The sequence below is a fragment of the Microbacterium sp. IO18 genome, from assembly GCF_049099505.1.
Lineage (GTDB): Bacteria > Actinomycetota > Actinomycetes > Actinomycetales > Microbacteriaceae > Microbacterium > Microbacterium aurugineum.
In genome coordinates this window covers 1-22,733 of the sequence record NZ_JBMJAF010000001.1, presented here as the reverse complement: position 1 = coordinate 22,733, position 22,733 = coordinate 1, and the positions used below count along the sequence as shown (strand labels likewise).

Sequence of the window (22,733 nt, the reverse complement as noted above, 5' to 3'; positions counted from 1 at the left end):
AGAGGGAGATCATGATCTACAGCAGATGCTCGTGCCGCGACGAGCGCGGCAAGCCGTACGGCAACCTGCCTGAGAACGCGACCGAGCAGCAGATCGCGCGCGCCTGCCCGGCGCTCGTCGCTGCACGTGAGAGCGGCGGGAAGCACGGCAAGTGGGGCTACTACCTGTCGCGCGGATTCGACACGGCAGGGCGGCGGCTACAGACGCGCGTCGCGAACTTCGACAGTCGCCGTGCGGCGCAATCCGCGTACGCGAAGGCGAAGACGCAGCACGATCAGGGCGAGTTCGTCGAGACGAGCCGCGTGCGGTTCGCGCAGTGGCTCGACGAGTGGCTGACCGGACGCGAGCAGCGCGGCGATATCAAGCGCTCGACGCTCGACAACTACCGCCGATACGTCGAGCAGGACATCGCGCCGAGCACGCTCGGACGGTTGCGGCTGACCGACATCAAGCGCGCCGACGTGCGACGCTTCGTCGACGCGTTGATCACGGCTGGACGCGGCGCGACAACGGTGCGTCGGATCGTCGCCGTGGTGCAGGGCGCGCTCACGGCGGCGATGCGTGACGACATCATCGCGGCGAATCCCGCGCGCGGTGTCCGGCTGCCGAGCGTCGACGCGCACGAGTTCGAGCCGTGGACGCCTGTGCAGGTCGGCGCGTTCCTGGATCGAGCCGCACAGCATCGGCTCGGGGCGCTGTTCGAGGTCGCTGTCCTGACCGGGCTTCGCCGGGCTGAACTCGTCGGGCTGCGCTGGGGCGACGTCGATCTCGCGCGGCGTGAACTGACCGTGCGCAGCACGCGCGTGCAGGCGAGCGGCGAAGTCGTCGAGAACTCACCGAAAACGAGCGCGGGCCGTCGCGTCGTGCAACTCGACGATGCTGCGGTCGGTGCACTCGTTGCCTGGCAGATCGCGCAGGACGGCGAGCGCTCGGCGTGGGATGCCGCCTGGCTCGGCTCGGGCTACGTGTTCACATACGAGAACGGCGAGCCGCTGCGCCCGCAGTACGTGACGCGCCTGTTCGACGCGCTGCGGCGCGACGTCGCCCTGCCCGCGATGACGCTGCACGGCTTGCGGCACATGCACGCGTCGCTGCTGCTCGCGAGCGGTGCCGACATCGCGCTCGTGTCGAAGCGGCTCGGTCACTCGTCGATCTCGGTCACGAGCGACATCTACACGCACCTGATCGGCGATGCCGCTCGGCGTGCTGCCGAGAGCGCTTCAGCGCTCGTCCCGCGCGCAAGTGCACAACGGGTGCACAACCACGGCACGGCGGCGGATACGACAGAGGCTCGGAACCTCGCGACTTCCGCGTGATTCCGAGCCTCAATGTGGTCGGGCTGACAGGATTTGAACCTGCGACCCCTTGACCCCCAGTCAAGTGCGCTACCAAGCTGCGCCACAGCCCGTTGTTCTGCACTCTCGCGCAGGCAACTCCCCTATCTTAGCCGCATCTCGACCGCCTCCGCGAACCGAGGCGTTGCGGGTGTCGGAGGTCGCGCGTACCGTCACGTGCATGGCGACGATCACGACCGAGCTGGCGACCGCTCCCCGCTGGGGCGATGTCCAGCACGCGCTCACGGGCGGCGGCGACGGGGCGAGCTGCCAGTGCATCTGGCCGGTGCTGACCAACAAAGAGTGGAACGCGACGACGACGCCGCAGCGCACCGAGATGTTCCGCGCCGAGATCGACGAAGGACCACCGCCGGGGATCGTCGCGTACGTCGACGGCGAGGCTGCCGGATGGATCCGGATCGGCCCCCGCACCCGCCAGGCACGGATCCCCCGCACCCGCATCATCGCCGCCGCGACGACGGAGCCCTTCGACGACGAGTCGGTCTGGGCGATCACGTGCTTCGTCGTCCGGCGAGAGCATCGCGGAGCCGGACTCAACCGCATCCTGCTGGATGCCGCCGTCGAGTATGCGCGCAGATCCGGCGCCCGCGTGATCGAGGGCTACCCGGTCGATACCGGGGGTGAGAAGCAGCGCGCCAACGACCTGTTCCACGGCACGCTCGGCACATTCCTGGCCGCCGGCTTCACCGAGAGGGCGGAACTCAAGCCGGGGCGCACTCTCGTCGCGCTCGACCTCGCCGCATGAGCGTGCAGCGGGCTCGCCAGCCACTAGCGTGAAAGGATGACCGACGCGCACTCGACCATCGACGACCCCGAGCTCGGCGCCTTCACCCGGGCAACGTCCGAACTCACCGATGGCTCCGTACTCACCCATGATTGGTTCGTCGGGACGGTCTCGGTCGCAGGCACGGACCTCGACCTCATGCTCGAAGGAACGACTGTCGATGAGGTGACGCCTCTCCTCCCCCGTCTGCGCGAGGTCATCGCGCGGCTCGATGTGTTGCGACGGCTCGCGACAGACGCCGTGGTCACGAACTTCAGCACCGGTGAGCCCGAGCCACACGAACTCGATGATGCCTTCGCCGACCTCGCACTCGAGACGATCGAGGCCTCCTCCGACGGAACCGTGGTCCTGCACCTGACGGACACCTGCGGCGAACACTTCCCCGAGGGCTACTGGCCCGCTGCACACCTGGGCGTCGACGACACCGTCGATCAGGTCACCGTCGAATCCTGAGTGTCCGCGTGAAGAACACGGCGCCTACGGCCGCAACGCCGCGACCCTACGATGGGGAGATGCAGCGGCGGACGCGTTCCTCATCGATCGTGTGGGCGTTCCTCCCGTACGCCGCGGTCTCGCTGTTGCATGTCGTGCTCCTCGCGGTGGACAGTCCGCTCGCCAGCCCGACCAAACTCTTCCTGATGCCGCTGCTGGCGGTTCCGGTGGTGCTGTCCGTGCGCTGGCTGAAGCCTCCGGCGACACTGATCCTGCTCCTCGCAGCGGTCCTGTTCTCCTGGCTCGGCGACGGTGCGGGCGCCCTCTTCCCCAGCGCACCGGAGCTGCCGCTGATGCTGCTCTTCTTCGGTATCGCGCACCTGGCATACATCCTGTTGGTCGTTCGCCACCTCGCACGGCGGCGGATGCCGTGGTGGGCGTTGGTCTATGTCGCCTGGTGGATCGCGATGATCGCGGTCGTGGGCCCGCACGCGGGCGGGCTGCTCATCGCGGTCGCCGTCTACGGACTCGTGCTCGGCGGCACGGCGGCATTCGCGGCCCGCTGCCACCCGCTCATCGCGGTCGGTGGAGCGTTCTTCCTCGCCAGCGACACGCTCCTCGCATTCCGGCTGTTCCTCCCCTCGGGGCTCCCGGCTTGGAGCAGCCCGGCGGTGATGCTCACCTACACCCTCGGCCAGGGCCTCATCGTCGCCGGCGCACTGATCGCGTTGCGGAAGCGGACCACGTGATGGATGCCGCACGTGTCGACAGCTGGCTCTGGGCGATCCGTGTCTACAAGACGCGGTCGGCAGCGACCACCGCATGCCGTGCGGGGCATGTACGAGTGAACGGCGACAAGGTGAAGGCGGCGCAGCAGATCAGGGTGGGCGACGAACTGCGCATCCGCATCGCCGGATTCGACCGGATCCTCATCGTCCGCCAGCTCCTGGTCAAGCGCGTCGGGGCGCCTCTCGCGGCTCTTGCTTATGAGGACAAGACACCCGAACGCGAGCCACAGGCTGCCCTCGGCCTTCGGGATCGCGGCGCGGGGCGCCCGACCAAACGCGAACGCCGCGACATCGACAAGCTGCGCGGTCGCCACGATGACCGCCTGAACTGATATCCCGGCATGCGTCGCCTCCGATACCTCGACTCTTTCGAACATACGTTCTAAACTGGAGGCATGGCGAACACGACCGATCTCGACCTCGACGAAAGGCGTCGCATCGTGGATGCGTGGGTCGCGACGAGACGTCGGATCGCGGCGCTCGAAGCCGAAGCAGCAGAGTTGCTCGTCGAGCAGATCGCCCTCAACGACGCCGATGTCGCCGCAAGTCCGTTCCATCGCGAAGCGATCCACCGCTCGATGGTCGCGGAGTTCTCCGCAGCCGGCCATCTCTCGAAGGGCTCCGTGGAATTCGCCTTTGCCGATGCGCAGGCGTTGCAGGCCCATCTCCCCGCCGTCCGAGCCTCGTTCGCGAGTGGCGCCGTCAGCGTCCAACACGTACGCGAGATCGCGAGGGCAGCTGCCGTCGTCGCCGAAGCCATCCGCAACCGCAAGGTCGATGCCACCGTCATGGAGCTCTTCGAGGCCGCGGTGCTCGTTGTCGCCGAACAAGACACAGCTGCGCGCACGAAAGCGCATGCACGTCAGGTCGCTGCCGCCCTCGTCGGCGAGACGCTGGTTGAAAGACACCGACGCGCCGCCGAAGAACGATGCGTGACGGTGAAGTCGCTCGACGACGGGTTGGCACTGCTCACCGCCGTACTCCCCGAGTGGATCGCCACCGCGATCGCCGACAGGCTGAACCGCATGACCCGCGCGGTCGTACGCGCCCGAGACAACCGCGAAGTCACGCCTCTCCCCTGGTGGTTCGACGACGACGGCGAAGGTATCGATCCCGGAGATCTCTCGCTCGACGACCCAGCGTTCGACCCGTACGACAGCAGGGTGATCCAAAGCGCCGACGGTGACATGTTCGCGACCGACCCCACGGTCGAGCATCTCCCTGTCGACACGCGGACGTGGGCGCAGACGGAAGCCGATCTCTTCACCGATCTTCTCCTGACCGCAGACCCCAGCGCCGCGCACGGAGACGGCCTCGACGGCATTCACGCTCGGGTGCAGGTCACGGTCTCGGCGACCACGCTCACCGGTGCGGATGACAACCCCGCTGAACTCGACGGCCACGGACCGCTGCATCCCGACATCGCCCGCGACCTCGCGGGTCGGAACACCGGTTGGACCCGGCTCTTCCTCGACCCGTCCGGCATGGTGGTCGAGACCGACACCTACACGCCCACCGAAGGGATGCGCCGGTTCCTCCGCGCGCGCGACCGTCATTGCCGGTTCCCGGGGTGCCGCATGCCAGCCCACCGGTGCGAGATCGACCACAACCATGATCACGCCAAGGGCGGAAAGACCAGCCTCGACAACCTCGGCCACTTCTGCCGAAGCCATCACACCCTCAAGCATCCGGACATCCCCGACACGCATCGCTGGAACGCCCAGCAGGAGAAGGACGGCAGCGTCACTTGGCACAGTCCGCTGGGGCGTGACTACGCCGACCCGCCACCCCGACGCGTGATGTTCGTCTGAATGACGATGACGGAGAAGCTGGAGCAGAAGTCAGCCGTGCGCCGCGAGGAGTTGGAGCAGCCACCCGGCAGATCGGACCTTCACGGCACCGGCGCGCTCAGCTCGTTCGCTGAGCTCCCGGTCGCTGGTGACCACGACGACTGTGCGCACATCAGCGACGCGTCGCTCGACTTCGGCGACGATCGCGTCGTCACCCGCGCCCTCCGCTCGAACCACGGCGACCGTGCTCGCTTTGTCTTCGATGTCCCGCGCCTGACCCTCGACCACCATCGAGACCTCGGGGAACCACTCGTCTCCGCCGACATCCAGATCCTCCGCGGGGACCACCAGCGCCTCCAGCCGGAGACGAAGGCGCGCCGCCGCTCCCGCCCGGTCCTTCCACCAGCCGTCGGGCACGGACCCCACGACATTCGCGGCGTCGACCACGACCACCGGCCGCACCTCGAGCAGCGCCCGCAGCATCGGCCATGCCGCGGCGAACCCGGGGTGCAACGGTCGCTCGTCGACCTCATCGATGGGCACCCACTCGAGGGCCACGCTCTCCGGGTCGCTGATCACCGGGTCAAAGGGCACCTGCACATCGGCGATGACCGTCGTGTACGACCAGATGCCCAGATCGAGCACGCTGGTGAACCGAGGACGGACCACCCCATCAGGCACGCCCGCTTCCTCCTGCGCCTCACGGATCGCCCCGACGATCGGGCTCTCGCCCTCGTGCAGCGCCCCACCGGGCAGCCCCCAGGTGCCACCGAAGTGGCTCCAAGAGACGCGATGCTGCAGCAGGATGCCCCGGGCCGGGTCAAAGGCGAGAAGCCCGGCAGCGCCGAAACGCCCCCAGTATTTCTCGCCCGACTCCGCGATCACCCAGGCATCGCCCGGGTTCCGCGGCCCGTCCGGGCGACGCGGCTCACCAGAGGCAGGAGGTACGACCGTCACCCCTTCAGCCTTTCACAGCATCGGGGTCGTGGCGCCACGGCGCGACACGCGTCGGAACAGATCAGCGCTGACGCTTCTCGCGCACCCGCATGTTGATCACGATGGGCGTGCCCTCGAAGGAGTACAGCTCACGCAGGCGGCGCTGGATGAACCGGCGGTACCCCGGGTCGAGGAACCCGGTGGTGAACAGCACGAACGTCGGCGGGCGGGTCGATGCCTGCGTCCCGAACAGGATGCGCGGCTGCTTGCCGCCGCGCAGCGGGTGCGGGTGCTCGGCGACGAGCTCGGCGAGGAACGCGTTGAACTTGCCGGTCGGGATGCGCCGGTCCCAGTTCTCCAGCGAGGTCTCCAGCGCGGGGACGAGCTTGTCGAGGTGACGCCCCGTCGTCGCCGAGATGTTCACGCGCGGCGCCCAGGCGACGTGTGCGAGGTCCTGCTCGATCTCACGCTCCAGGTAGCGGCGGCGATCGGCGTTCTCGAGGTCATCGTCGTTCAGGCGATCCCACTTGTTGAACGCGAGGACGAGCGCACGGCCCGACTCGAGGACGAGGTCGATGATGCGCACGTCCTGCTCGCTGATCGTCTCCGAGACGTCGAGCACGACGACCGCGACCTCGGCCTTCTCCAGCGCGGCAGAGGTACGCAGCGAGGCGTAGAAGTCCGCGCCCTGCGCCATGTGCACGCGGCGGCGGATGCCGGCTGTGTCGACCAGGCGCCACATCTTCCCGCCGAGCTCCACGACCTCGTCCACCGGGTCGCGGGTCGTGCCGGCGAGGTCGTTGACGACGACGCGCTCTTCACCGGCGGCCTTGTTCAGCAGCGACGACTTGCCGACATTCGGGCGACCGAGGATGGCCACTCGACGCGGGCCGCCGATCTCCTGCTTCGCGACGGCCGAGACCTCGGGGAGCTTCTTCAGCACGGCATCCAGCAGGTCGGCGACACCACGCCCGTGGATGGCCGAGACGGGATACGGCTCGCCGAGCCCGAGGCTCCACAGCGGTGCCGTCTCCGGCTCCTGCCGGGCGTCATCGATCTTGTTGGCGACGAGGAACACCGGCTTACCGCTCTTGCGCAGCAGCTTCACGACGTGCTCGTCGGTCGAGGTGGCTCCGACCATCGCGTCGACGACGAACAACACCATGTCGGCCAGGTCGATCGCGACCTCCGCCTGCATCGCGACCGAGCGGTCGATGCCACGCGCATCGGGCTCCCACCCGCCGGTGTCGACGAGCGAGAAGCGACGGTCGCCCCACTCGGCCTTGTAGGTCACGCGGTCGCGGGTCACGCCAGGTGTGTCCTCCACGACGGCCTCACGGCGTCCGAGGATGCGGTTCACGAGCGCGGACTTGCCGACGTTCGGGCGTCCGACGATCGCCACCACGGGCAGAGCCGGGCTGTAGTGGATGCCGTCCTCGCCGAGCGTGACACCGGCGAGGAGCGCGGCGTCCTCGTCGTCCAGCTCGTAGTCGGAGAGGCCGGCGCGCAGGGTCTCCGCGCGCTGCTCGGCGAGATTCTCGTCGAGCTGGTCCATCTTCTCGGCGAGCTGGTCGGGGCCGCCTTCGTATTCGTCGTCAGCCACGGTGTGCTCCTTGGATTCGCTCGATCACCGTGAGCACGGCGTCGATGGTCTGGGGGAAGTCGAGTTCCGTCGAGTCGACGACCTCGACGCCGTCCGCGGCGTTGAGGAAGTCGACGACGGCACTGTCTGAGGCATCGCGCTTGTGGAGCGCCGCGGCGACAGCAGCCGCGTTCTCGCCGGCGAGTTCGCCGGCGCGTCGAGCGGCACGCACTTCGGGTGCCGCGGTGAGCAGGATCCGCACGGGCGCATCCGGAGCGACGACGGTCGTGATGTCACGGCCTTCGACCACCACGGCGGGGTAGGCGGATTCAGCGACCAGTGCGCGGAACAGCTCGTTGACCTGCGCGCGCACCTCGGGCACGCGGGCCACGCCGCTCACCGCGGCGGAAACCCGCGAATCGCGGATGGCCTCGGTGATCTCGGTGTCGCCGACGCGAACCGTGCGGTCGTCGGGGTCGAGTCCCAGACGCACCGGGAAGTCGGATGCCGCCGCGCGAACCGCCTCGGGGTCCGAGGTGTCGGCGCCGCGATCGAGCACGTGCCAGGCGAGTGCGCGGTAGGCGGAGCCGGTGTCGAGGTATCCGAAGCCGAGCATGCGCGCGACGGCCTTCGACACGCTGGACTTGCCCGAACCAGCTGGTCCGTCGATCGCGATGAACTTCGTCGCATCGGCCACGTGTGCGGGCGCCGTGGATGCGTTCGAGGTGTCAGTCATTGGTGTTCCCTGCAATCCGCCAGCCGCGTTCCTGGAGTCCGGTGATCGCCCCGTGCAGCGCGGCCGGGTCGACGCTGATCTCGGCGAGGCCGAACTGGGCCCCTGGCGAGTGCTCGAGTCGGAGGTCTTCGACGTTGACGCCCAGTTCGCCGAGCTCGCCGAACAGGCGACCCAGCTGACCGGCGGTGTCGTCCACCATGACCACGAGCGACTCGAAGCGCTGGTTCTGTCCGTGCTTGCCGGGGAGGCGGTCGACGCCGTCGTTGCCCTGGCGGATCGTCTCGGCGACCACGCGTCGTGCTCCGGGCGCGCTCGGCTCCCGCAATGCGGCCGCCACTTCTCCGAGGTCGGCGGCGAGAGCATCGAGGATCTCGACGACGGGGCCGGCGTTGGCGCCGAGGATCTGCACCCACAGCTCGGGAGCCGAGGCCGCGATGCGCGTCGTGTCACGAACGCCCTGGCCTGCAAGACGGAGCGCCCCCTCCTCCGCCTCCGCGAGGCGGGCGGCGAGCAGGCTCGCGACGACCTGAGGCACGTGCGACGTGAGCGCGACCGAACGGTCATGCTCCTCCGGCGTCATCTCGAGCGGCATCGCCCCGACGTCGAGCGCGAGCGCTTCGACCAGGGCGAGGTCCGTCGCCTTCGTGTCCTCGTCGCGGCACACGACCCACGGTCGCCCGACGAACAGATCGGCACGGGCGGAGATGGCCCCACCGCGCTCACGGCCGGCGAGCGGATGCGATCCGATGTATCGGGTGAGGTCGACGCCCCGCGACTGCAGGGTGCGGAAGGGCTCCAGCTTCACACTCGCCACATCGGTCACCACAGCGTCCGGGAAGCGCTGGAGTTCGGCTTGGATGACGTCCGCGGTCACATCCGGCGGCACGGCGACCACGATGAGCGAGGGGGTGTCGTCGTCGGTGGCGAGGCGGCCGGCCCCGTAGTCGACGGCGAGGCGCAGCTGTGCGGGCGACGCATCCGTCAGAACGACGTCGATGCCCTTCGACCGGAGTGCGTGGCCGACGCTCGCCCCGAGCAGACCGGCGCCGACGACGCGGACGGTCCCGGAGAGACGAGGCGCGACAGCGCCTGCCCTCCGCGCCGTGGGCGCACTCGTCGTATCGGTCATTCGTTCTCCTGCTCGCCTGGCGCCTCGGCGACACCGGAATCACGGCGCGACAAGGTCAAAAGCGCGCCGAGTTCGATTTTAGTCAGTTCCCGCGTCTTCCCGGCCGGGAGGGTTCCCAGGTGGAGCGGCCCGAACTGCCGGCGCACGAGTTCCGTGACCGGATGACCGACCGCGGCGAGCATCCGACGGACGATCCGGTTGCGTCCGGAGTGCAGGGTCAGCTCGACCAGGCTCGACCCGCGCGAGGTGTCCAGCAGCCGCGCCTTGTCCGCAGCGATGGGGCCGTCTTCGAGCTCGATGCCCTTGGTGAGCTTCGAGATCGTCTGGGGCAGCACCGTCCCCTCGACCTTCGCGATGTACACCTTCGTCACGCCGAACGAGGGGTGAGCGAGCACGTGGGCGAGAGCGCCGTCATTCGTGAGGATCAAGAGACCGCTCGTCTCGGCGTCGAGGCGTCCGACGTTGTACAGGCGCTCCTCGAACTGCTCCGTGAAGCGACGAAGGTCGGGCCTGCCGTTCTCGTCCTTCATGCTGCTGACGACGCCGGTCGGCTTGTTCAGCATGACGTACCGCTTGGAGACGTCGAGCTGCACCGCGGTGCCGTCGACGTCCACGAGGTCGTGCTCGGGGTCGATCCGGCGTCCGAGCTCCGTGACGACGACGCCGTTGACGCGGATGCGCCCTTCCGTGATGTACTGCTCCACCACTCGGCGCGACGCCACACCCGCGCCGGCGAGGACCTTCTGGAGGCGCACACCCTCGGGCGCGCCCTCGAATCCTGCGGATGCCTCGAAACCGGTCATCGGATGGTCCCTTCGTCGAAACCGTCTGCGCCGTCATCGAGCAGAGGGGAGATCGGGGGCAGCTCGTCGAGCGAGTTGATGCCCAGGTGCTGCAGGAGCGCGTCGGTCGTGCCGTAGTTGATCGCGCCGGTCTCGGAGTCGGCGAAGAGTTCGGTGATCAGGCCGCGGGCGAGCAGCGTGCGCACGACGGAGTCGACGTTCACCGCACGGATGGAGGCGACCTGGCTGCGGGTGACGGGCTGCTTGTAGGCGATCACGGCCAGCGTCTCGAGCGCGGCCTGCGAAAGCCGCGCGGGCGCCTGTCCGCCGACGAACGCCGCCACGAGCGGGTCGAGCTCCTCGCGGACGTACAGTCGCCAGCCGCCGCCGACCTCGCGCAGCTCGAATCCGCGCCGCGGGCCCGTGCCGTTGCCGTCGTAGTCGTCGACGAGCGTCTCGAGCGTCTGCCGCACCGCCGGCACCGGCGAACCGACGGCGGCGGCGAGAGCCACCAGCCCCAGCGGCTCGTCGACGATCAACAGGATGGCCTCGATGCGCTCGGAGAGCGGGATCTCGGTGGACCCGCCGATCCCGTCGTCCGCCGTCTCGGTCTCGGTCTCCGCGTCGATCGACGTCTCGGTCTCGGTCTCGGTCAGGTCATCGGTCATAGTCGGCCCCCAGGCTCGCGAGTGTCTCGTCCGACCAGGAGTCGGCTGCCCAGCGCAGCGTGAGCTCGCCGAGCGGTTCCAGTTGTTCGAAGGTCAGCGCCGCGTGCCGGTACAGCTCCAACACCGAGATGAAACGCGCCACCACGATGCCCGGCTCGCTCACGCCCGCGACGAGTTCGCGGAAGCTCAGCGACTCGGTGCCGCGCAGGAGGGTGACGACGATCGCCGCCTGCTCGCGGATGCTGACCAACGGTGCGTGCAGATGGTCGAGTCCGACATGCGGGATCTCTTTAGGCGCGAAGGCCAGCAACGCCAGCGCCGCGAAGTCGTCCACGGTGAGCGACCACACGAGCTCGGGCGTCTGCGAGCGGTGCTTCTCATCGAGGCGTGCCGCGCGGACGTGCCGCTTGTCTTCGCGTTGCAGGCAACGGGAGAACCACGCCGACACCTCTTTGAAGGCCCGGTACTGCAGCAACCGGGCGAACAGCAGGTCGCGTGCCTCCAAGAGCGCGACGGCCTCAGCGTCCACGAGCTCGCCCTGCGGGAGGAGTCCGGCGACCTTCATGTCGAGCAGGGTCGCCGCGACCACGAGGAACTCGGAGGCCTGATCGAGTTCCTCATCGTTCTCGAGCTCGCCCAGGTAGGCGATGAACTCGTTCGTGACCGCGCTCAACGAGACCTCGGTGATGTCCATCTCATGCTTCGAGATGAGGTTCAGGAGCAGGTCGAACGGTCCGTCGAAATTCGACAGGGAGACCCGGAAGCCCGGTTCGATCGCCGCGGATCCGACGGGCTCGTCCGATCCGCTGCTCACGTCTTCGGCGCGCTCGATGGCCGAAGGGTCGACGGACTCTCCGCTAGGCGACAGCGCCACGGGCGACCAGCTCCCGCGCCAGCCGCAGGTATGCCTGAGCGGCCGCGTGCTCGGGGGCGAACTCGGTGATGGGCACCCCCGACACCGAGGCGTCGGGGAACTTCACAGTGCGGCCGATCACGGTCTCGAGCACGTCGTCTCCGAATGCTTCGACGACACGCTCGAGCACCTCGCGCGAGTGCAGGGTGCGCGGGTCGTACATCGTGGCCAGCAGGCCGTCCATCGTGATGGACGGATTCAACCTGTCGCGGACCTTGTCGATCGTCTCGATGAGCAGTGCCACGCCGCGCAGCGCGAAGAACTCGCACTCGAGCGGGATGATCACACCGTGCGCCGCCGTCAGCGCGTTGACCGTGAGGATCCCGAGGGAGGGCTGGCAGTCGACGAGGATGACGTCGTACTCCCCCGCGACCTGGCGCAGCACCCGGGCGAGGATCGTCTCCCGTGCGACCTCGTTGACCAGGTGCACCTCGGCGGCCGACAGATCGATGTTCGCCGGCATGACGTCGAGACCCTCGACGCTCGACTTCACGATCGCATCGTGGGCGTCGCGCTTGGTGTCGAGCAGGAGGTCGTAGATCGTCGGCACATCGTGGGTCGGGATGCCGAGCCCCGCGGACAGGGCGCCCTGCGGGTCGAAATCGACCGCGAGCACCTTGCGGCCGTACTCGGCGAGCGCCGCGGCCAGGTTGATGGACGTGGTCGTCTTACCGACGCCGCCCTTCTGGTTGCACAGCGCGATGATGCGCGCGGGCCCGTGGGACTTCAACGGTTCGGGGGTCGGGAACCCGTGATACGGACGGCCCGTGGGTCCCATGGGGGTCTCGTCGGCCTTCTGCGCCTTCGCCCTGGACTTCGCCACTTTCTCAGCCACCGATTCTCCTGCTCCGTTCGTGCTTGGTCGATTGTACCGGGCGGCCCGTTCCGCAGCCGCCTCGGCACGCGGCAGGGGGCTCTCCCGGATGGGCCGTGTCAGCGGGCGCGGGGATGCGAGGTCGCGTAGATGTCACGCAAGGTGTCGACCGAGACGTGGGTGTAGATCTGGGTCGTCGCGACCGAGGAATGTCCGAGCAGCTCCTGCACGACGCGGACGTCGGCTCCCCCCTGCAGCAGGTGTGTGGCGAACGAGTGACGCAGGGTGTGCGGCGACACCTCCGACGTGATCTGCGCCTTCTCCGCCGCCGCGCGGATCACCAGCCAGGCGCTCTGTCGTGACAGGGGCGCGCCACGGGCGCCGAGGAACAGCCGCGCCGATGCCCGTCCTTTCGCCGCGAGCGCCGGCCGCACCCTCGTGAGATAGGCGTCGACCGCTTCTCGTGCATAGGAGCCGATCGGCACGATGCGCTCCTTCGAGCCCTTCCCGCGCAGCCGCAGCACATCGCCGTGGGCGAGGTCGTCGACGTCGAGCCCGGTCGCCTCCGAGACGCGGGCGCCGGTGGCATAGAGGAGCTCCAGGAGAGCGCGATCCCGCACCCCGATCGGGTCCTCGGGCGACGGTGCGGCGAGCAGTCTCTCGACCTGGTCGATCGTCAGCGCTTTGGGGAGCCGACGAGGAGCCTTGGGCGGACGCAGTCTCCCGCTCGGATCGTCGACCTCGATGCCCTCACGGGCCAGGAACCGGTGCCAGCCCCGCACAGACGACTGCAGGCGCGCCAGCGAGGTGGAGGCCGGGGCAGGGTCTGCCGACGCACGCTCCGTGATGAAGCGGTCGATCACGGCCGGCGTCACCTCCGACGTGTCGGCGATCCCCTCCCCGGCCAGCCACTCGCAGTACCCCCCGAGGTCACGCCGGTAGGCCGCGATCGTGTGCTCGCTCAGACCGCGCTCGATCGTGACGTGACGCAGGTAGGCGTCGAGAGCGCGCTCCAGCAGCATGCGTCAGCCCCGGTCGCGCAGCCTCTGCGCCGCAGCCAGCACACCGATCGAGAGGATGCCGTTGTGCATCCGTCCGCCGAGGACGGCGTCCACCGCGTCCGCCAACGGCACCCACTCGACGCGGATGTCCGCCTCTTCGTCCTCCCGATCGTGTGCCGAAGACGCCGCGGCGACTCCTGTGGCCAAGAAGATGTGGATCATCTCGTTGTTGCCACCCGGGGTGGTCCACGAGGAGACCAGCGGCTCCCAGTGCGCGGCGACGAGGTCAGCCTCCTCGGCGAGCTCACGACGGGCGGCGTCGAGCGGCGCCTCTCCGTCCACGTCGAGCAGACCGGCGGGCAGCTCCCAGTCGCGGTGACGGATCGGGTGGCGGTACTGCTGGATCAGCAGCACGCGGTCCTCGTCGTCGAGCGCGAGGATCGCCACGGCGCCGGTGTGCGCGACATACTCGCGCACGATCTCCCCGTCGCCGTAGCGCACCCGGTCGGAGCGGACGTCCCAGACCCAGCCCTTGTAGACGCGGTCGCTCTGGAGGACCTCCGGCTCGAACGGCTCGTCGCGGAGGTACTCCGCCGACTCAGTCATCGGCACTGACGTCGAACAGCTCGCTCGCGCGGTGACGCTCGATCGCGGCGCCGACGAGCCCGCGGAACAGCGGGTGCGGGGCGGTCGGACGCGAACGCAGCTCCGGGTGCGCCTGCGTGGCGATGTAGTACGGGTGCACGTCACGCGGCAGCTCGACGTACTCGACCAGGTCGAGTTCCGGGTTGAGCCCGGAGAACACCAGACCGGCGTCGGTGAGACGATCACGGTAGGAGTTGTTGACCTCGTAGCGGTGACGGTGCCGTTCCGCGGCCTCCGGAGCCCCATACAGCTCGCGCGCGAGGGATCCCTCGGCGAGTGCCGCCTGGTACAGGCCGAGACGCATGGTGCCGCCGAGGTCGCCGCCGTCGAGGATGTCCACCTGCTCCGCCATCGTCGCGATCACGGGCTCGGCGGTCTCCGGGTCGAACTCACTGGAAGACGCGCCCGCGATGCCGGCGACGTCCCGCGCGTACTCGATGACCATGCACTGCAGGCCCAAGCACAGCCCGAGGGTCGGGATGCCCTGCTCTCGTGCGAACTTGAGCGCACCGAGCTTGCCCTCGATGCCGCGGATGCCGAAGCCGCCGGGCACGCAGATGCCGTCGAGCTCGGCCAGCTGCTCCTGGGCACCCTCCGGCGTCTCGCACAGATCCGAGGGGATCCAGCGGATGTTCACCTTGGTCTCCTGTGCGAAGCCACCCGCCTTGAGCGCTTCGGTCACCGACAGGTAGGCGTCGGGAAGATCGATGTACTTGCCGACCAGGCCGATCGTCACCTCGTGCTTGGGGTTGTGCACGGCGTGCAGCACCTTGTTCCAGCGCGTCCAGTCGACGTCGGCCGCCTTCTGGTCGAGACCGAGCCGACGCACGATGTACGAATCGAGGCCCTGCTCGTTCAGCGTGGAGGGGATGTCGTAGATGCTCGGCAGGTCGACCGTGTTGATGACGCCTTCCACGTCGACATCGCACATGAGGGCGATCTTGTTCCGGTTGCTCGCGCTCACCGGACGGTCGCTGCGGAGCACGAGCGCGTCGGGCTGGATACCCACCTGACGGAGAGCCGCGACGGAGTGCTGGGTGGGCTTGGTCTTCTGCTCCCCCGAGGCGCCCATGAACGGCACCAGCGAGACGTGGACGAAGAACACGCTGTCCCGTCCGAGCTCATGACGGAGCTGGCGCGCGGATTCGAGGAACGGCTGCGACTCGATGTCTCCGACCGTGCCACCGACCTCGGTGATGATCACGTCGGGGCGCGGGTCCTCGCTCGCCTGCAGACGCATGCGACGCTTGATCTCGTCGGTGATGTGCGGGATCACCTGCACGGTGTCGCCGAGGTACTCGCCGCGACGCTCGCGCGCGATCACCTGCGAGTAGATCTGGCCGGTCGTCACGTTGGCGGCCTCGGACAGATTGATGTCGAGGAAGCGCTCGTAGTGACCGATGTCGAGATCGGTCTCCGCGCCGTCGTCCGTGACGAAGACCTCACCGTGCTGGAACGGGTTCATCGTGCCGGGATCGACGTTCAGGTACGGGTCGAGCTTCTGCATCACGACGCGCAGACCGCGGGCGGTGAGGAGGTTGCCGAGACTGGCCGCCGTCAGTCCCTTGCCCAAAGACGAAACGACACCACCAGTCACGAAGATGTGCTTGGTCGTGTCGTTCTTGGGTCCCGCGGAAGAAGAGTTCATCACGGGCTTCGATCCTATCAGGCGGCGGGGGCGCGGAGGCTGAGAAGTTCGCGCGCGTGGGTGAGAGCAGCGTCGGAATCGGCGAGTCCCGAGAGCAGTCGGGCCATCTCCGCTTCCCGCTCACCGCCTTCCAGACGCCGGACGCTGGAGGCGGTGACCGCGCCGTCATTGGCTTTGACGACGGAGAGGTGGTTGTTCGCGAAGGCCGCGACCTGCGCGAGGTGGGTGACGGCGATGACCTGCGACTTCTCGGCGAGTCGGGCGAGTCGCCGTCCGACCTCGATCGCGGCGGCGCCTCCGATTCCCGCATCGACCTCGTCGAAGACGAAGGTCGGCACGGGGTCGGTCGCGGCGATGACGACCTCGATGGCCAGCATGACCCGGGACAACTCGCCACCGGAGGCCCCCTTCGAGACCGATCGCGGCTCGGCGCCCGGATGCGGAGCGAGGAGGATCGCGACGTCATCGCGACCATGGGTGCTCTCCGCGCCCTCGGAGACCGCGACCTCGAGTCGCGCATCGGGCATCGCGAGGGCGTGGAGCTCTGCAGTCACCGCCTCGCCGAGGCGGACGGCGGCATCGGTACGTGTCGCCGTCAGCGTCGCCGCGTCGGCGTCCAGCTCGGCTCGTGCCGCATCGCGCTCAGCGATGAGCCGCTCGAGGCGGTCGCCGTCGTCATCGAGTTCCGCGAGCCGCGTGGAGCCCGTCTGCCAGAGCGCCAATGCCGCGTCGAGGGAGCCGTGAGCGCGCACGAGGGTACCCAGCGCCGCGCGACGATCTTCCACGGCGGCGAGTTCATGAGGGCCGGACTCGTCGAGATCCGCCAGATAGGCGGACAGGAGTCCCGCAGCGTCCGCGATCCGGTAGCCGATGTCCGCGAGGCTCTCCCCGATCTCGGTCAGCTTGGCGTCCGACGCACGCTCGATCACGCGACGGGCCTCCGCGACGAGGGCGGAGGCGTCAGGTTCGCCGTCCTCGTTGGAGAGCGCTCCGTGCGCGAGGGATGCCGCGACACGAAGTTCTTCGGCATTCGCGAGACGCTCGGCCCGATCTGCGAGTTCCTGGTCCTCGCCCGGCTCCGGTGCGGTCGCCTCGATCAGTGCCAGGTCTTCCCGGAGGCGGGAGGCCTCCTCGGCACGACGGTCCCGGTTCTCGGTGATCTCGGAGATCTCGGAGTCCAGTGCCCGCCAGCGGGTGAAGGACTCCGTGTACTTCGCGAGCGCGTCCGTGATCGGCGTCCCACCGAAGCGGTCGAGCGCGTCGCGCTGTGCCGCGGCGGAGCGCAGACGCAGCTGCTCGGACTGTCCGTGCACCACGACGAGCTCTTCCGCCAGCGACGAGAGCACCCCTGCGGGCGCCGCCCGGCCTCCGACGCTCGCCCTGCTGCGTCCTTCGGCGCTGAGCGTGCGCGAGACGTACAACTCCGCGGTTCCCGCTCCTGCGGGCTCCAACTCGCCGCCGGCCTCCTCGACGATCTCGGCGACGTCTCCGCCCTCCGGAACGATCCAGACACCCGCCACCGATGCCTGTGCGGCACCGGCCCTGACAGCCCCGGAGTCGGCGCGCTGGCCCAGCAGCAGTCCCAGTCCGGTGACGACCATGGTCTTCCCCGCGCCGGTCTCTCCGGTGATCGCGGTGAACCCCGGGCCCAGAGGCAGCACCGCATCGGCGATGACGCCGAGCCCCTGCATGCGCATCTCCTCGATCATGACGGCGTCCCCAGGGTTTGGCCGCGCCATCCTTCGACGGGCAGCTGGAACTTGCGCACGAGCCTGTCGGTGAAGGCCGTGGGGTGCAGACGCGCGAGCCGCACGGGGCGCGACGACCGGCGGACGACGACCCGAGCGCCGGGCGGGAGATCGTGGGAGCGACGCCCGTCGCACCAGAGGATCCCCGACCCGTCGGTGCGCTCGAGCATCTCGATCGCGACCGCGGCGCCGGGGCTGACGACGAGCGGTTTGGCGAACAGCGCGTGCGCCGACAGCGGCACCACCGCGATCGCCTCGACGCTGGGCCAGATGACCGGTCCCCCGGCCGAGAAGTTGTAGGCGGTCGAGCCGGTGGGAGTGGAGATGACCATGCCGTCGCATCCGAAGCTCGACAACGGCCTGCCGTCGATCTCCAGGACGACCTCGATCATCCGCTCCCGGCTGGCCTTCTCCACGGTGGCCTCGTTCAGGGCCCAGGTCTCGTACACGACCGTGCCGGCGGCGTCCTTCACGCGCACCGACAGGGCGAGTCGCTCCTCGACCTCGTAGTCGCGGTCGATCACCCGGCGCACGGCCTTGTCCATGTCGTCTCGATCGATCTCGGCGAGGAAGCCGACATGGCCCATGTTGATGCCGAGCACGGGCGCTCCCGTATCGCGGACCAGCTCGGCCGCGCGCAGGATCGTGCCGTCTCCGCCCAGCACGATCGCGAGTTCGAGGTCCGCCGGATCGACGGAGCGGCCCAGAACATCGGTGCCGGCGAAGAAGGCGTCCACCGCCGTGAGGGCCTCGTGGTCGTCGTCGGCCAGGACCGGCCGTGCTCCTGCTTCCCGCAGGGCATCGATCACGCGTCGCGCCGCGTCGACGGTGTCGACCCGGCCGGCATGGGCGACGACCAGGATGTTGCGCTCGTTCATCGTCCTCCTGCCAGTCGATTGATGGTGTCCAACCATTCTGTCGGATTGCTGCCGCGCCCCGGCGCGAGGTGCACGAGATATTCCGCGTTACCGTGCGTTCCCAGAAGTGGTGAGGGAAGGATGCCGAGCATCCCCATGCCGACGTCCCAGGCGCTCCACACCGTGCGCGCGACTGCATCGGCGCGGGTGGCGGGGTCGGTGACCAGTCCCCCGCGCACCGCCGTCCGTCCGACCTCGAACTGCGGTTTCACGAGCAGCAGGATGTCGGACTCCGCGGTCGCGACCGCCGCGACGGCCGGAAGCACGAGTTCGAGGGAGATGAAGGAGAGGTCGCCGACCACGAGGTCGGGGGACTCCGTGACGCCGGTGGCCTCGGCGAGATTCTCGTGCGTCATGTGTCGGACGTTGAAGCCCTCCACGGTGATCACCCCGGGGTCGGCGGCGATGGACGGAGCCATCTGGCCGTGCCCGACGTCGACGGCGAGCACGGTTCGGGCTCCCCGCTCGCGCAGCACCTGCGTGAAACCTCCCGTGGACGCCCCCATGTCGAGCGCGAGTCGTCCCGCCACCGGGATGCCGAATCCGTCGAGTCCGGCGATGAGCTTGTGGGCCGCACGGCCGACGTAGTGGTCGGAGCCCGCGACCGTGATCTCGGCCTCATCGTCCACGGCGGTCGAGGCCTTCACGACCTGGCGGCCGGCGACACTCACGAGGCCTTCGGCGATGAGAGTCGCCGCATGGCTGCGCGAACGGGCGAGTCCTCGGGCGGCGAGGGCAGCGTCGAGTCGCGTCATCGGGATCCCGAGGTCTCCCGAGGATCGAGCTTCGCGCCGCTCTCGAGGCGGCGGGAGAGCTCATCGTGCACGGCCGCATAGGCGGCGGCGCGCACGGGAAGCGGCTGCCCCTCGATCAGGCGCAGACGGCTCCACAGGCCGTCGGTCGGCTCGCTCGTCGTCTCTTCACTCACGGTTCCACTGTACGCGGCCCCTCCGACGCGCGAAGGAGCCACGCGAGATCGCTCAGGGGCGGTGGAAGGGATCGTCGTAGAGGCGCTCGGGAACACGAAGGACGAACACCGGGGTACCGGACGCCCAGATGGCAGCGGCGCCGGCGCGCAGCAGATCGATCTGCGACCCGGACTCCGACACGATCTCGACGTCAGCCCCGGAGACACGCACGGCGGCACCGTTCACGGCAAAGACACCGTCTCGCTCCGTCACCTCTGGATAAGGCTCGTGCAGTTCGCGGAGGTCGCCGAGGATGTACGTCGGACGCGAGCCTTCCGGTGCCGCGAGGACGTGCTTGGGGCGGTCGATCCCTGTCAGCACCAGCGCCGAGTCGATGCCGACACGGCTCGCCCCCATGATGTCGGTGTCGAGGCGGTCGCCGATGAACAGCGCCTTCTCGGCACCGAAACGGGCGAGCGCCTCTTCGAAGATGGGCGCCTCCGGCTTGCCTGCGACAGTCGCCAGCCGACCGATGGCTGTGTGGACGGCCGAGACCAGGGTCCCGTTGCCCGGAGCGACTCCCCGCTCACGAGGAATCGTCCAGTCCGTGTTCGTCGCGATCCAGGGGATGCCGCCCTCTTCTTCGGGAAGCTTGAGCGCGAACGCCGCCTCCGCCAGATCGGTCCAGGCGACCTCGGGAGCGAATCCCTGCACCACTGCACTCGGCGCGTCGTCCGCGCTGCGCGTCACCGTGTACCCGGCCTTCTGCACCTCATCGACGAGACCGTCACCACCCACGACCAGGATCGTCGCCGGTGCCGGCACGATCGTCGCCATCAGACGCATCGCGGCCTGCGGGCTCGTCACGACCTCGGAGGCCTCGACCTGGAGCCCGAGACTGCTCAGATGCTCCGCGACGGAGACATCGGTCCGCGCCGCGTTGTTCGTGATGTAGCCGAGCCGTGCGGACTTCGCCGCCTCGTTGAGGCTGTCCACCGCGAACGGCAGCGCACCGGGTCCGGCGTAGACCACGCCGTCCAGGTCAGCCAGCACGGTGTCGACCCCGTCGAGAGGCGTGCGGAGCGGGCGCCGGCGAGAGAACAGCGCCACTACGCCTCCGGGTCCGTGTCGTCGGCCTCGTCTTCGCCCAGGAGCTCGCGCACCTCGTCCTCGACCGTGAGCTCCACAGCCTCGGGTTCGACCGGCGCGGGCTCGGCCGGCGCGGTCTCGGCCTGAACAGGCTCAGCAGGCACAGGCTCGGCCGGTGCATCGGTGTCGTCCTCGTCGAGGTCGATCTCGATCATGCTGTCTTCGATGAAGATCTCCTCGTCACCGGCCTCATCGACTCCCAGAGCTTCAGCGGCGACCTGGGCCCGGTGCGACCAGAACTCGGCTTCCTCGGTGCGGCCGAGGTCTTCGAGCACAGCAGCGCGCGCTGCGAACAGCGCGGGGCTCCACTCGAACGCACGATCCGGATCCAGCTCCGGGATCTCCAGCTCGCCGAGGGCGAGTTCAAGGTCGCCCTGATCCAGGCGCGCACCCGACATCGCGATCGCCAACGCGACGCGGACGGGCGTGTCCAGCGTCGAACGATCGACGGCCCTGCCGGTCTCGAGCGCACGATCGGACCGGCCGATGCCACGCTCGCTGTCCACCATCAGAGCGATCTGGTCGTCCTTGCCCGAGATCCGTCGATAGGTCCGCAGCTCACGCAGTGCGAGGGCGAAGTCCTCAGTGGCATAGGCGGTGATGCCGAGAGTCTCACGGACGATCGCGATACGGCCGGCACGGCGCGATGCGGCCAGCGCATGCTGGTGGGCGAGCGCAGGGTCCTCGTCGATGAGGCGGGAGGCCATCGCGAGGTGACGCGCGACGTGCTCGGCATTCTCCTTGCTCAGCGTCTTCAGCTCATTACGAGCCGCGCCGTTGAGATCACGAGCGGTGACGTCGTCCGGGATCTGCGGCTCATCGAACCGCGGACGCTCGTTCGCCGCCTGCGCGGGACGTTCGCGTCCGGCTCCCCCACGTTGCGGGTAGGAGCGCGAACGATCCCGGTCGCCACCTTCGCGGCGCGGGGCGGCGCCATCACGCTTGTACCCGCCCTCACGACGAGGAGCAGCGCCATCACGGTTGTACCCGCCCTCACGACGCGGAGCAGCGCCGTCACGCTTGTACCCGCCACCTTCGCGACGAGGGGCGCCGCCGTCGCGGTTGTACCCGCCACCCTCACGACGAGGAGCAGCGCCATCACGCTTGTACCCGCCCGCGCGACGAGGGGCGCCGCCGTCGCGGTTGTACCCGCCCTCACGACGAGGAGCAGCGCCATCACGTTGGTACCCGCCCGCGCGACGAGGGGCGCCGCCATCGCGTTTGTACCCGCCCTCACGGCGAGGAGCAGCGCCATCACGTTGGTACCCGCCCGCGCGACGAGGGGCGCCGCCATCGCGTTTGTACCCGCCCTCACGGCGAGGAGCAGCGCCATCACGTTGGTACCCGCCCGCGCGACGAGGGGCGCCGCCATCGCGTTTGTACCCGCCCTCACGGCGAGGAGCAGCGCCATCACGGTTGTACCCGCCCTCACGACGAGGAGCAGCACCGTCACGCTTGTACCCGCCAGCTTCACGACGAGGGGCGGCGCCGTCGCGGTTGTACCCGCCCTCACGACGAGGAGCGCCACCGTCGCGGTGGTACCCGCCCTCACGACGAGGGGCGCCGCCGGCGCGGTGGTACCCGCCCTCACGACGAGGGGCGCCGCCGGCGCGGTGGTACCCGCCCTCACGACGAGGGGCGCCGCCGGCGCGGTGGTACCCGCCCTCACGACGAGGGGCGCCGCCGGCGCGGTGGTACCCGCCCTCACGACGAGGAGCAGCACCGTCGCGGTTGTACCCGCCACCGTCGCGGCGAGGAGCAGCGCCATCACGGGTATACCCGCCACCCTCACGACGAGGAGCGGCACCGTCGCGGTTGTACCCGCCCTCACGACGGGGGGCAGCGCCATCACGACTGCGATCAGAACTTTTGCCGGAAGGGCGATTGCTGCGCGATCCCTTGTCGTCGTTGCGACGCGGACGGCGCTCTTCCTCTTCCGGCATGATGATCCCTGTTCTCTTCGTGTAAACGCAAAATGGCCACCCAGCGTTGGGTGGCCATTTTGTTT

Annotated in this window: 23 protein-coding genes, 1 tRNA gene and 1 pseudogene; 6 read left to right on the top strand and 19 right to left on the bottom strand. The window is 69.1% G+C overall.

The window, feature by feature from the left end:
* The first annotated feature begins 11 nt into the window (after positions 1-11).
* Positions 12-1,316 (top strand): site-specific integrase, encoded by a 1,305-nt coding sequence (locus tag ACLF6J_RS00125; RefSeq protein WP_421076793.1) that lies wholly within the window; start codon positions 12-14, stop codon positions 1,314-1,316.
* Between the two features lie 15 nt (positions 1,317-1,331).
* Here ACLF6J_RS00125 and ACLF6J_RS00120 read toward each other — a convergent pair.
* Positions 1,332-1,408 (bottom strand) — tRNA-Pro (locus tag ACLF6J_RS00120).
* Positions 1,409-1,515: 107 nt separating this feature from the next.
* Here ACLF6J_RS00120 and ACLF6J_RS00115 point away from each other — a divergent pair.
* From ACLF6J_RS00115 to ACLF6J_RS00095, 5 genes are all read left to right on the top strand, one after another.
* Entirely contained in the window at positions 1,516-2,100 is a 585-nt protein-coding gene (locus tag ACLF6J_RS00115; protein WP_134351609.1) for a GNAT family N-acetyltransferase, read from the top strand.
* A 36-nt stretch (positions 2,101-2,136) separates the two neighbouring features.
* Positions 2,137-2,592 carry a hypothetical protein gene (locus tag ACLF6J_RS00110; protein ID WP_134351611.1) on the top strand — a complete coding sequence of 152 codons (456 nt, stop codon included), beginning with the start codon at positions 2,137-2,139 and terminating at the stop codon, positions 2,590-2,592.
* Positions 2,593-2,651: 59 nt separating this feature from the next.
* Entirely contained in the window at positions 2,652-3,320 is a 669-nt protein-coding gene (locus ACLF6J_RS00105) for a lysoplasmalogenase family protein (RefSeq protein WP_134351613.1), read from the top strand.
* A complete protein-coding gene (locus ACLF6J_RS00100; protein WP_194239265.1) occupies positions 3,320-3,691 on the top strand; it encodes an RNA-binding S4 domain-containing protein in 372 nt (123 codons plus the stop codon). Before ACLF6J_RS00105 ends, ACLF6J_RS00100 begins: the two co-directional genes overlap by 1 nt.
* Positions 3,692-3,754: 63 nt before the next feature.
* Positions 3,755-5,170, top strand: a complete 1,416-nt coding sequence (locus tag ACLF6J_RS00095; protein ID WP_134351615.1) for an HNH endonuclease signature motif containing protein — start codon at positions 3,755-3,757, stop codon at positions 5,168-5,170.
* Between the two features lie 30 nt (positions 5,171-5,200).
* Here the strand turns inward: ACLF6J_RS00095 and ACLF6J_RS00090 are convergent, their stop codons facing one another.
* The 18 genes and pseudogenes from ACLF6J_RS00090 to ACLF6J_RS00005 form a co-directional block, all read right to left on the bottom strand.
* Entirely contained in the window at positions 5,201-6,106 is a 906-nt protein-coding gene (locus tag ACLF6J_RS00090; RefSeq protein WP_134351617.1) for an NUDIX domain-containing protein, read from the bottom strand.
* A 61-nt stretch (positions 6,107-6,167) separates the two neighbouring features.
* Positions 6,168-7,640: a ribosome biogenesis GTPase Der gene (gene der, locus ACLF6J_RS00085; protein ID WP_244093664.1), complete on the bottom strand. Its 1,473-nt coding sequence runs from the start codon at positions 7,638-7,640 to the stop codon at positions 6,168-6,170.
* Positions 7,641-7,680: 40 nt separating this feature from the next.
* Positions 7,681-8,403 (bottom strand): (d)CMP kinase, encoded by a 723-nt coding sequence (gene cmk, locus ACLF6J_RS00080; protein ID WP_134351621.1) that lies wholly within the window; start codon positions 8,401-8,403, stop codon positions 7,681-7,683.
* Positions 8,396-9,532 carry a prephenate dehydrogenase gene (locus ACLF6J_RS00075; protein WP_134351623.1) on the bottom strand — a complete coding sequence of 379 codons (1,137 nt, stop codon included), beginning with the start codon at positions 9,530-9,532 and terminating at the stop codon, positions 8,396-8,398. Before ACLF6J_RS00075 ends, cmk begins: the two co-directional genes overlap by 8 nt.
* A complete protein-coding gene (locus ACLF6J_RS00070) occupies positions 9,529-10,335 on the bottom strand; it encodes a pseudouridine synthase (protein WP_134351625.1) in 807 nt (268 codons plus the stop codon). Before ACLF6J_RS00070 ends, ACLF6J_RS00075 begins: the two co-directional genes overlap by 4 nt.
* Complete coding sequence (gene scpB, locus ACLF6J_RS00065; RefSeq protein ID WP_227991701.1) at positions 10,332-10,982, bottom strand: SMC-Scp complex subunit ScpB; 651 nt, start codon at positions 10,980-10,982, stop codon at positions 10,332-10,334. The genes ACLF6J_RS00070 and scpB overlap by 4 nt, the downstream gene beginning before the upstream one ends.
* The gene (locus ACLF6J_RS00060) at positions 10,972-11,796 is read right to left on the bottom strand and encodes a segregation and condensation protein A (RefSeq protein WP_194239374.1); all 825 of its coding nucleotides are present in this window, start codon (positions 11,794-11,796) and stop codon (positions 10,972-10,974) included. The genes scpB and ACLF6J_RS00060 overlap by 11 nt, the downstream gene beginning before the upstream one ends.
* Positions 11,797-11,839: 43 nt before the next feature.
* Positions 11,840-12,673: a ParA family protein gene (locus ACLF6J_RS00055; RefSeq protein ID WP_194239375.1), complete on the bottom strand. Its 834-nt coding sequence runs from the start codon at positions 12,671-12,673 to the stop codon at positions 11,840-11,842.
* Between the two features lie 155 nt (positions 12,674-12,828).
* Entirely contained in the window at positions 12,829-13,731 is a 903-nt protein-coding gene (xerD, locus tag ACLF6J_RS00050) for a site-specific tyrosine recombinase XerD (RefSeq protein WP_047521825.1), read from the bottom strand.
* A gap of 3 nt (positions 13,732-13,734) precedes the next feature.
* A complete protein-coding gene (locus ACLF6J_RS00045) occupies positions 13,735-14,316 on the bottom strand; it encodes an NUDIX domain-containing protein (RefSeq protein WP_134351627.1) in 582 nt (193 codons plus the stop codon).
* Positions 14,309-16,003: a CTP synthase gene (locus tag ACLF6J_RS00040; protein WP_134351629.1), complete on the bottom strand. Its 1,695-nt coding sequence runs from the start codon at positions 16,001-16,003 to the stop codon at positions 14,309-14,311. The genes ACLF6J_RS00045 and ACLF6J_RS00040 overlap by 8 nt, the downstream gene beginning before the upstream one ends.
* A gap of 17 nt (positions 16,004-16,020) precedes the next feature.
* Positions 16,021-17,712, bottom strand: a complete 1,692-nt coding sequence (recN, locus tag ACLF6J_RS00035; protein ID WP_134351631.1) for a DNA repair protein RecN — start codon at positions 17,710-17,712, stop codon at positions 16,021-16,023.
* A complete protein-coding gene (locus tag ACLF6J_RS00030; RefSeq protein ID WP_134351633.1) occupies positions 17,709-18,629 on the bottom strand; it encodes an NAD kinase in 921 nt (306 codons plus the stop codon). The genes recN and ACLF6J_RS00030 overlap by 4 nt, the downstream gene beginning before the upstream one ends.
* Positions 18,626-19,423: a TlyA family RNA methyltransferase gene (locus tag ACLF6J_RS00025; protein WP_134351635.1), complete on the bottom strand. Its 798-nt coding sequence runs from the start codon at positions 19,421-19,423 to the stop codon at positions 18,626-18,628. The genes ACLF6J_RS00030 and ACLF6J_RS00025 overlap by 4 nt, the downstream gene beginning before the upstream one ends.
* Entirely contained in the window at positions 19,420-19,596 is a 177-nt protein-coding gene (locus tag ACLF6J_RS00020) for a hypothetical protein (RefSeq protein WP_165875382.1), read from the bottom strand. Before ACLF6J_RS00020 ends, ACLF6J_RS00025 begins: the two co-directional genes overlap by 4 nt.
* Before the next feature lie 52 nt (positions 19,597-19,648).
* Positions 19,649-20,686, bottom strand: a complete 1,038-nt coding sequence (locus tag ACLF6J_RS00015) for an HAD-IIA family hydrolase (protein WP_134351638.1) — start codon at positions 20,684-20,686, stop codon at positions 19,649-19,651.
* The gene (locus ACLF6J_RS00010; RefSeq protein ID WP_134351640.1) at positions 20,686-21,432 is read right to left on the bottom strand and encodes a hypothetical protein; all 747 of its coding nucleotides are present in this window, start codon (positions 21,430-21,432) and stop codon (positions 20,686-20,688) included. The genes ACLF6J_RS00015 and ACLF6J_RS00010 overlap by 1 nt, the downstream gene beginning before the upstream one ends.
* Positions 21,433-21,479: 47 nt before the next feature.
* A pseudogene (locus tag ACLF6J_RS00005) lies at positions 21,480-22,733 on the bottom strand (hypothetical protein); the annotation flags it as partial.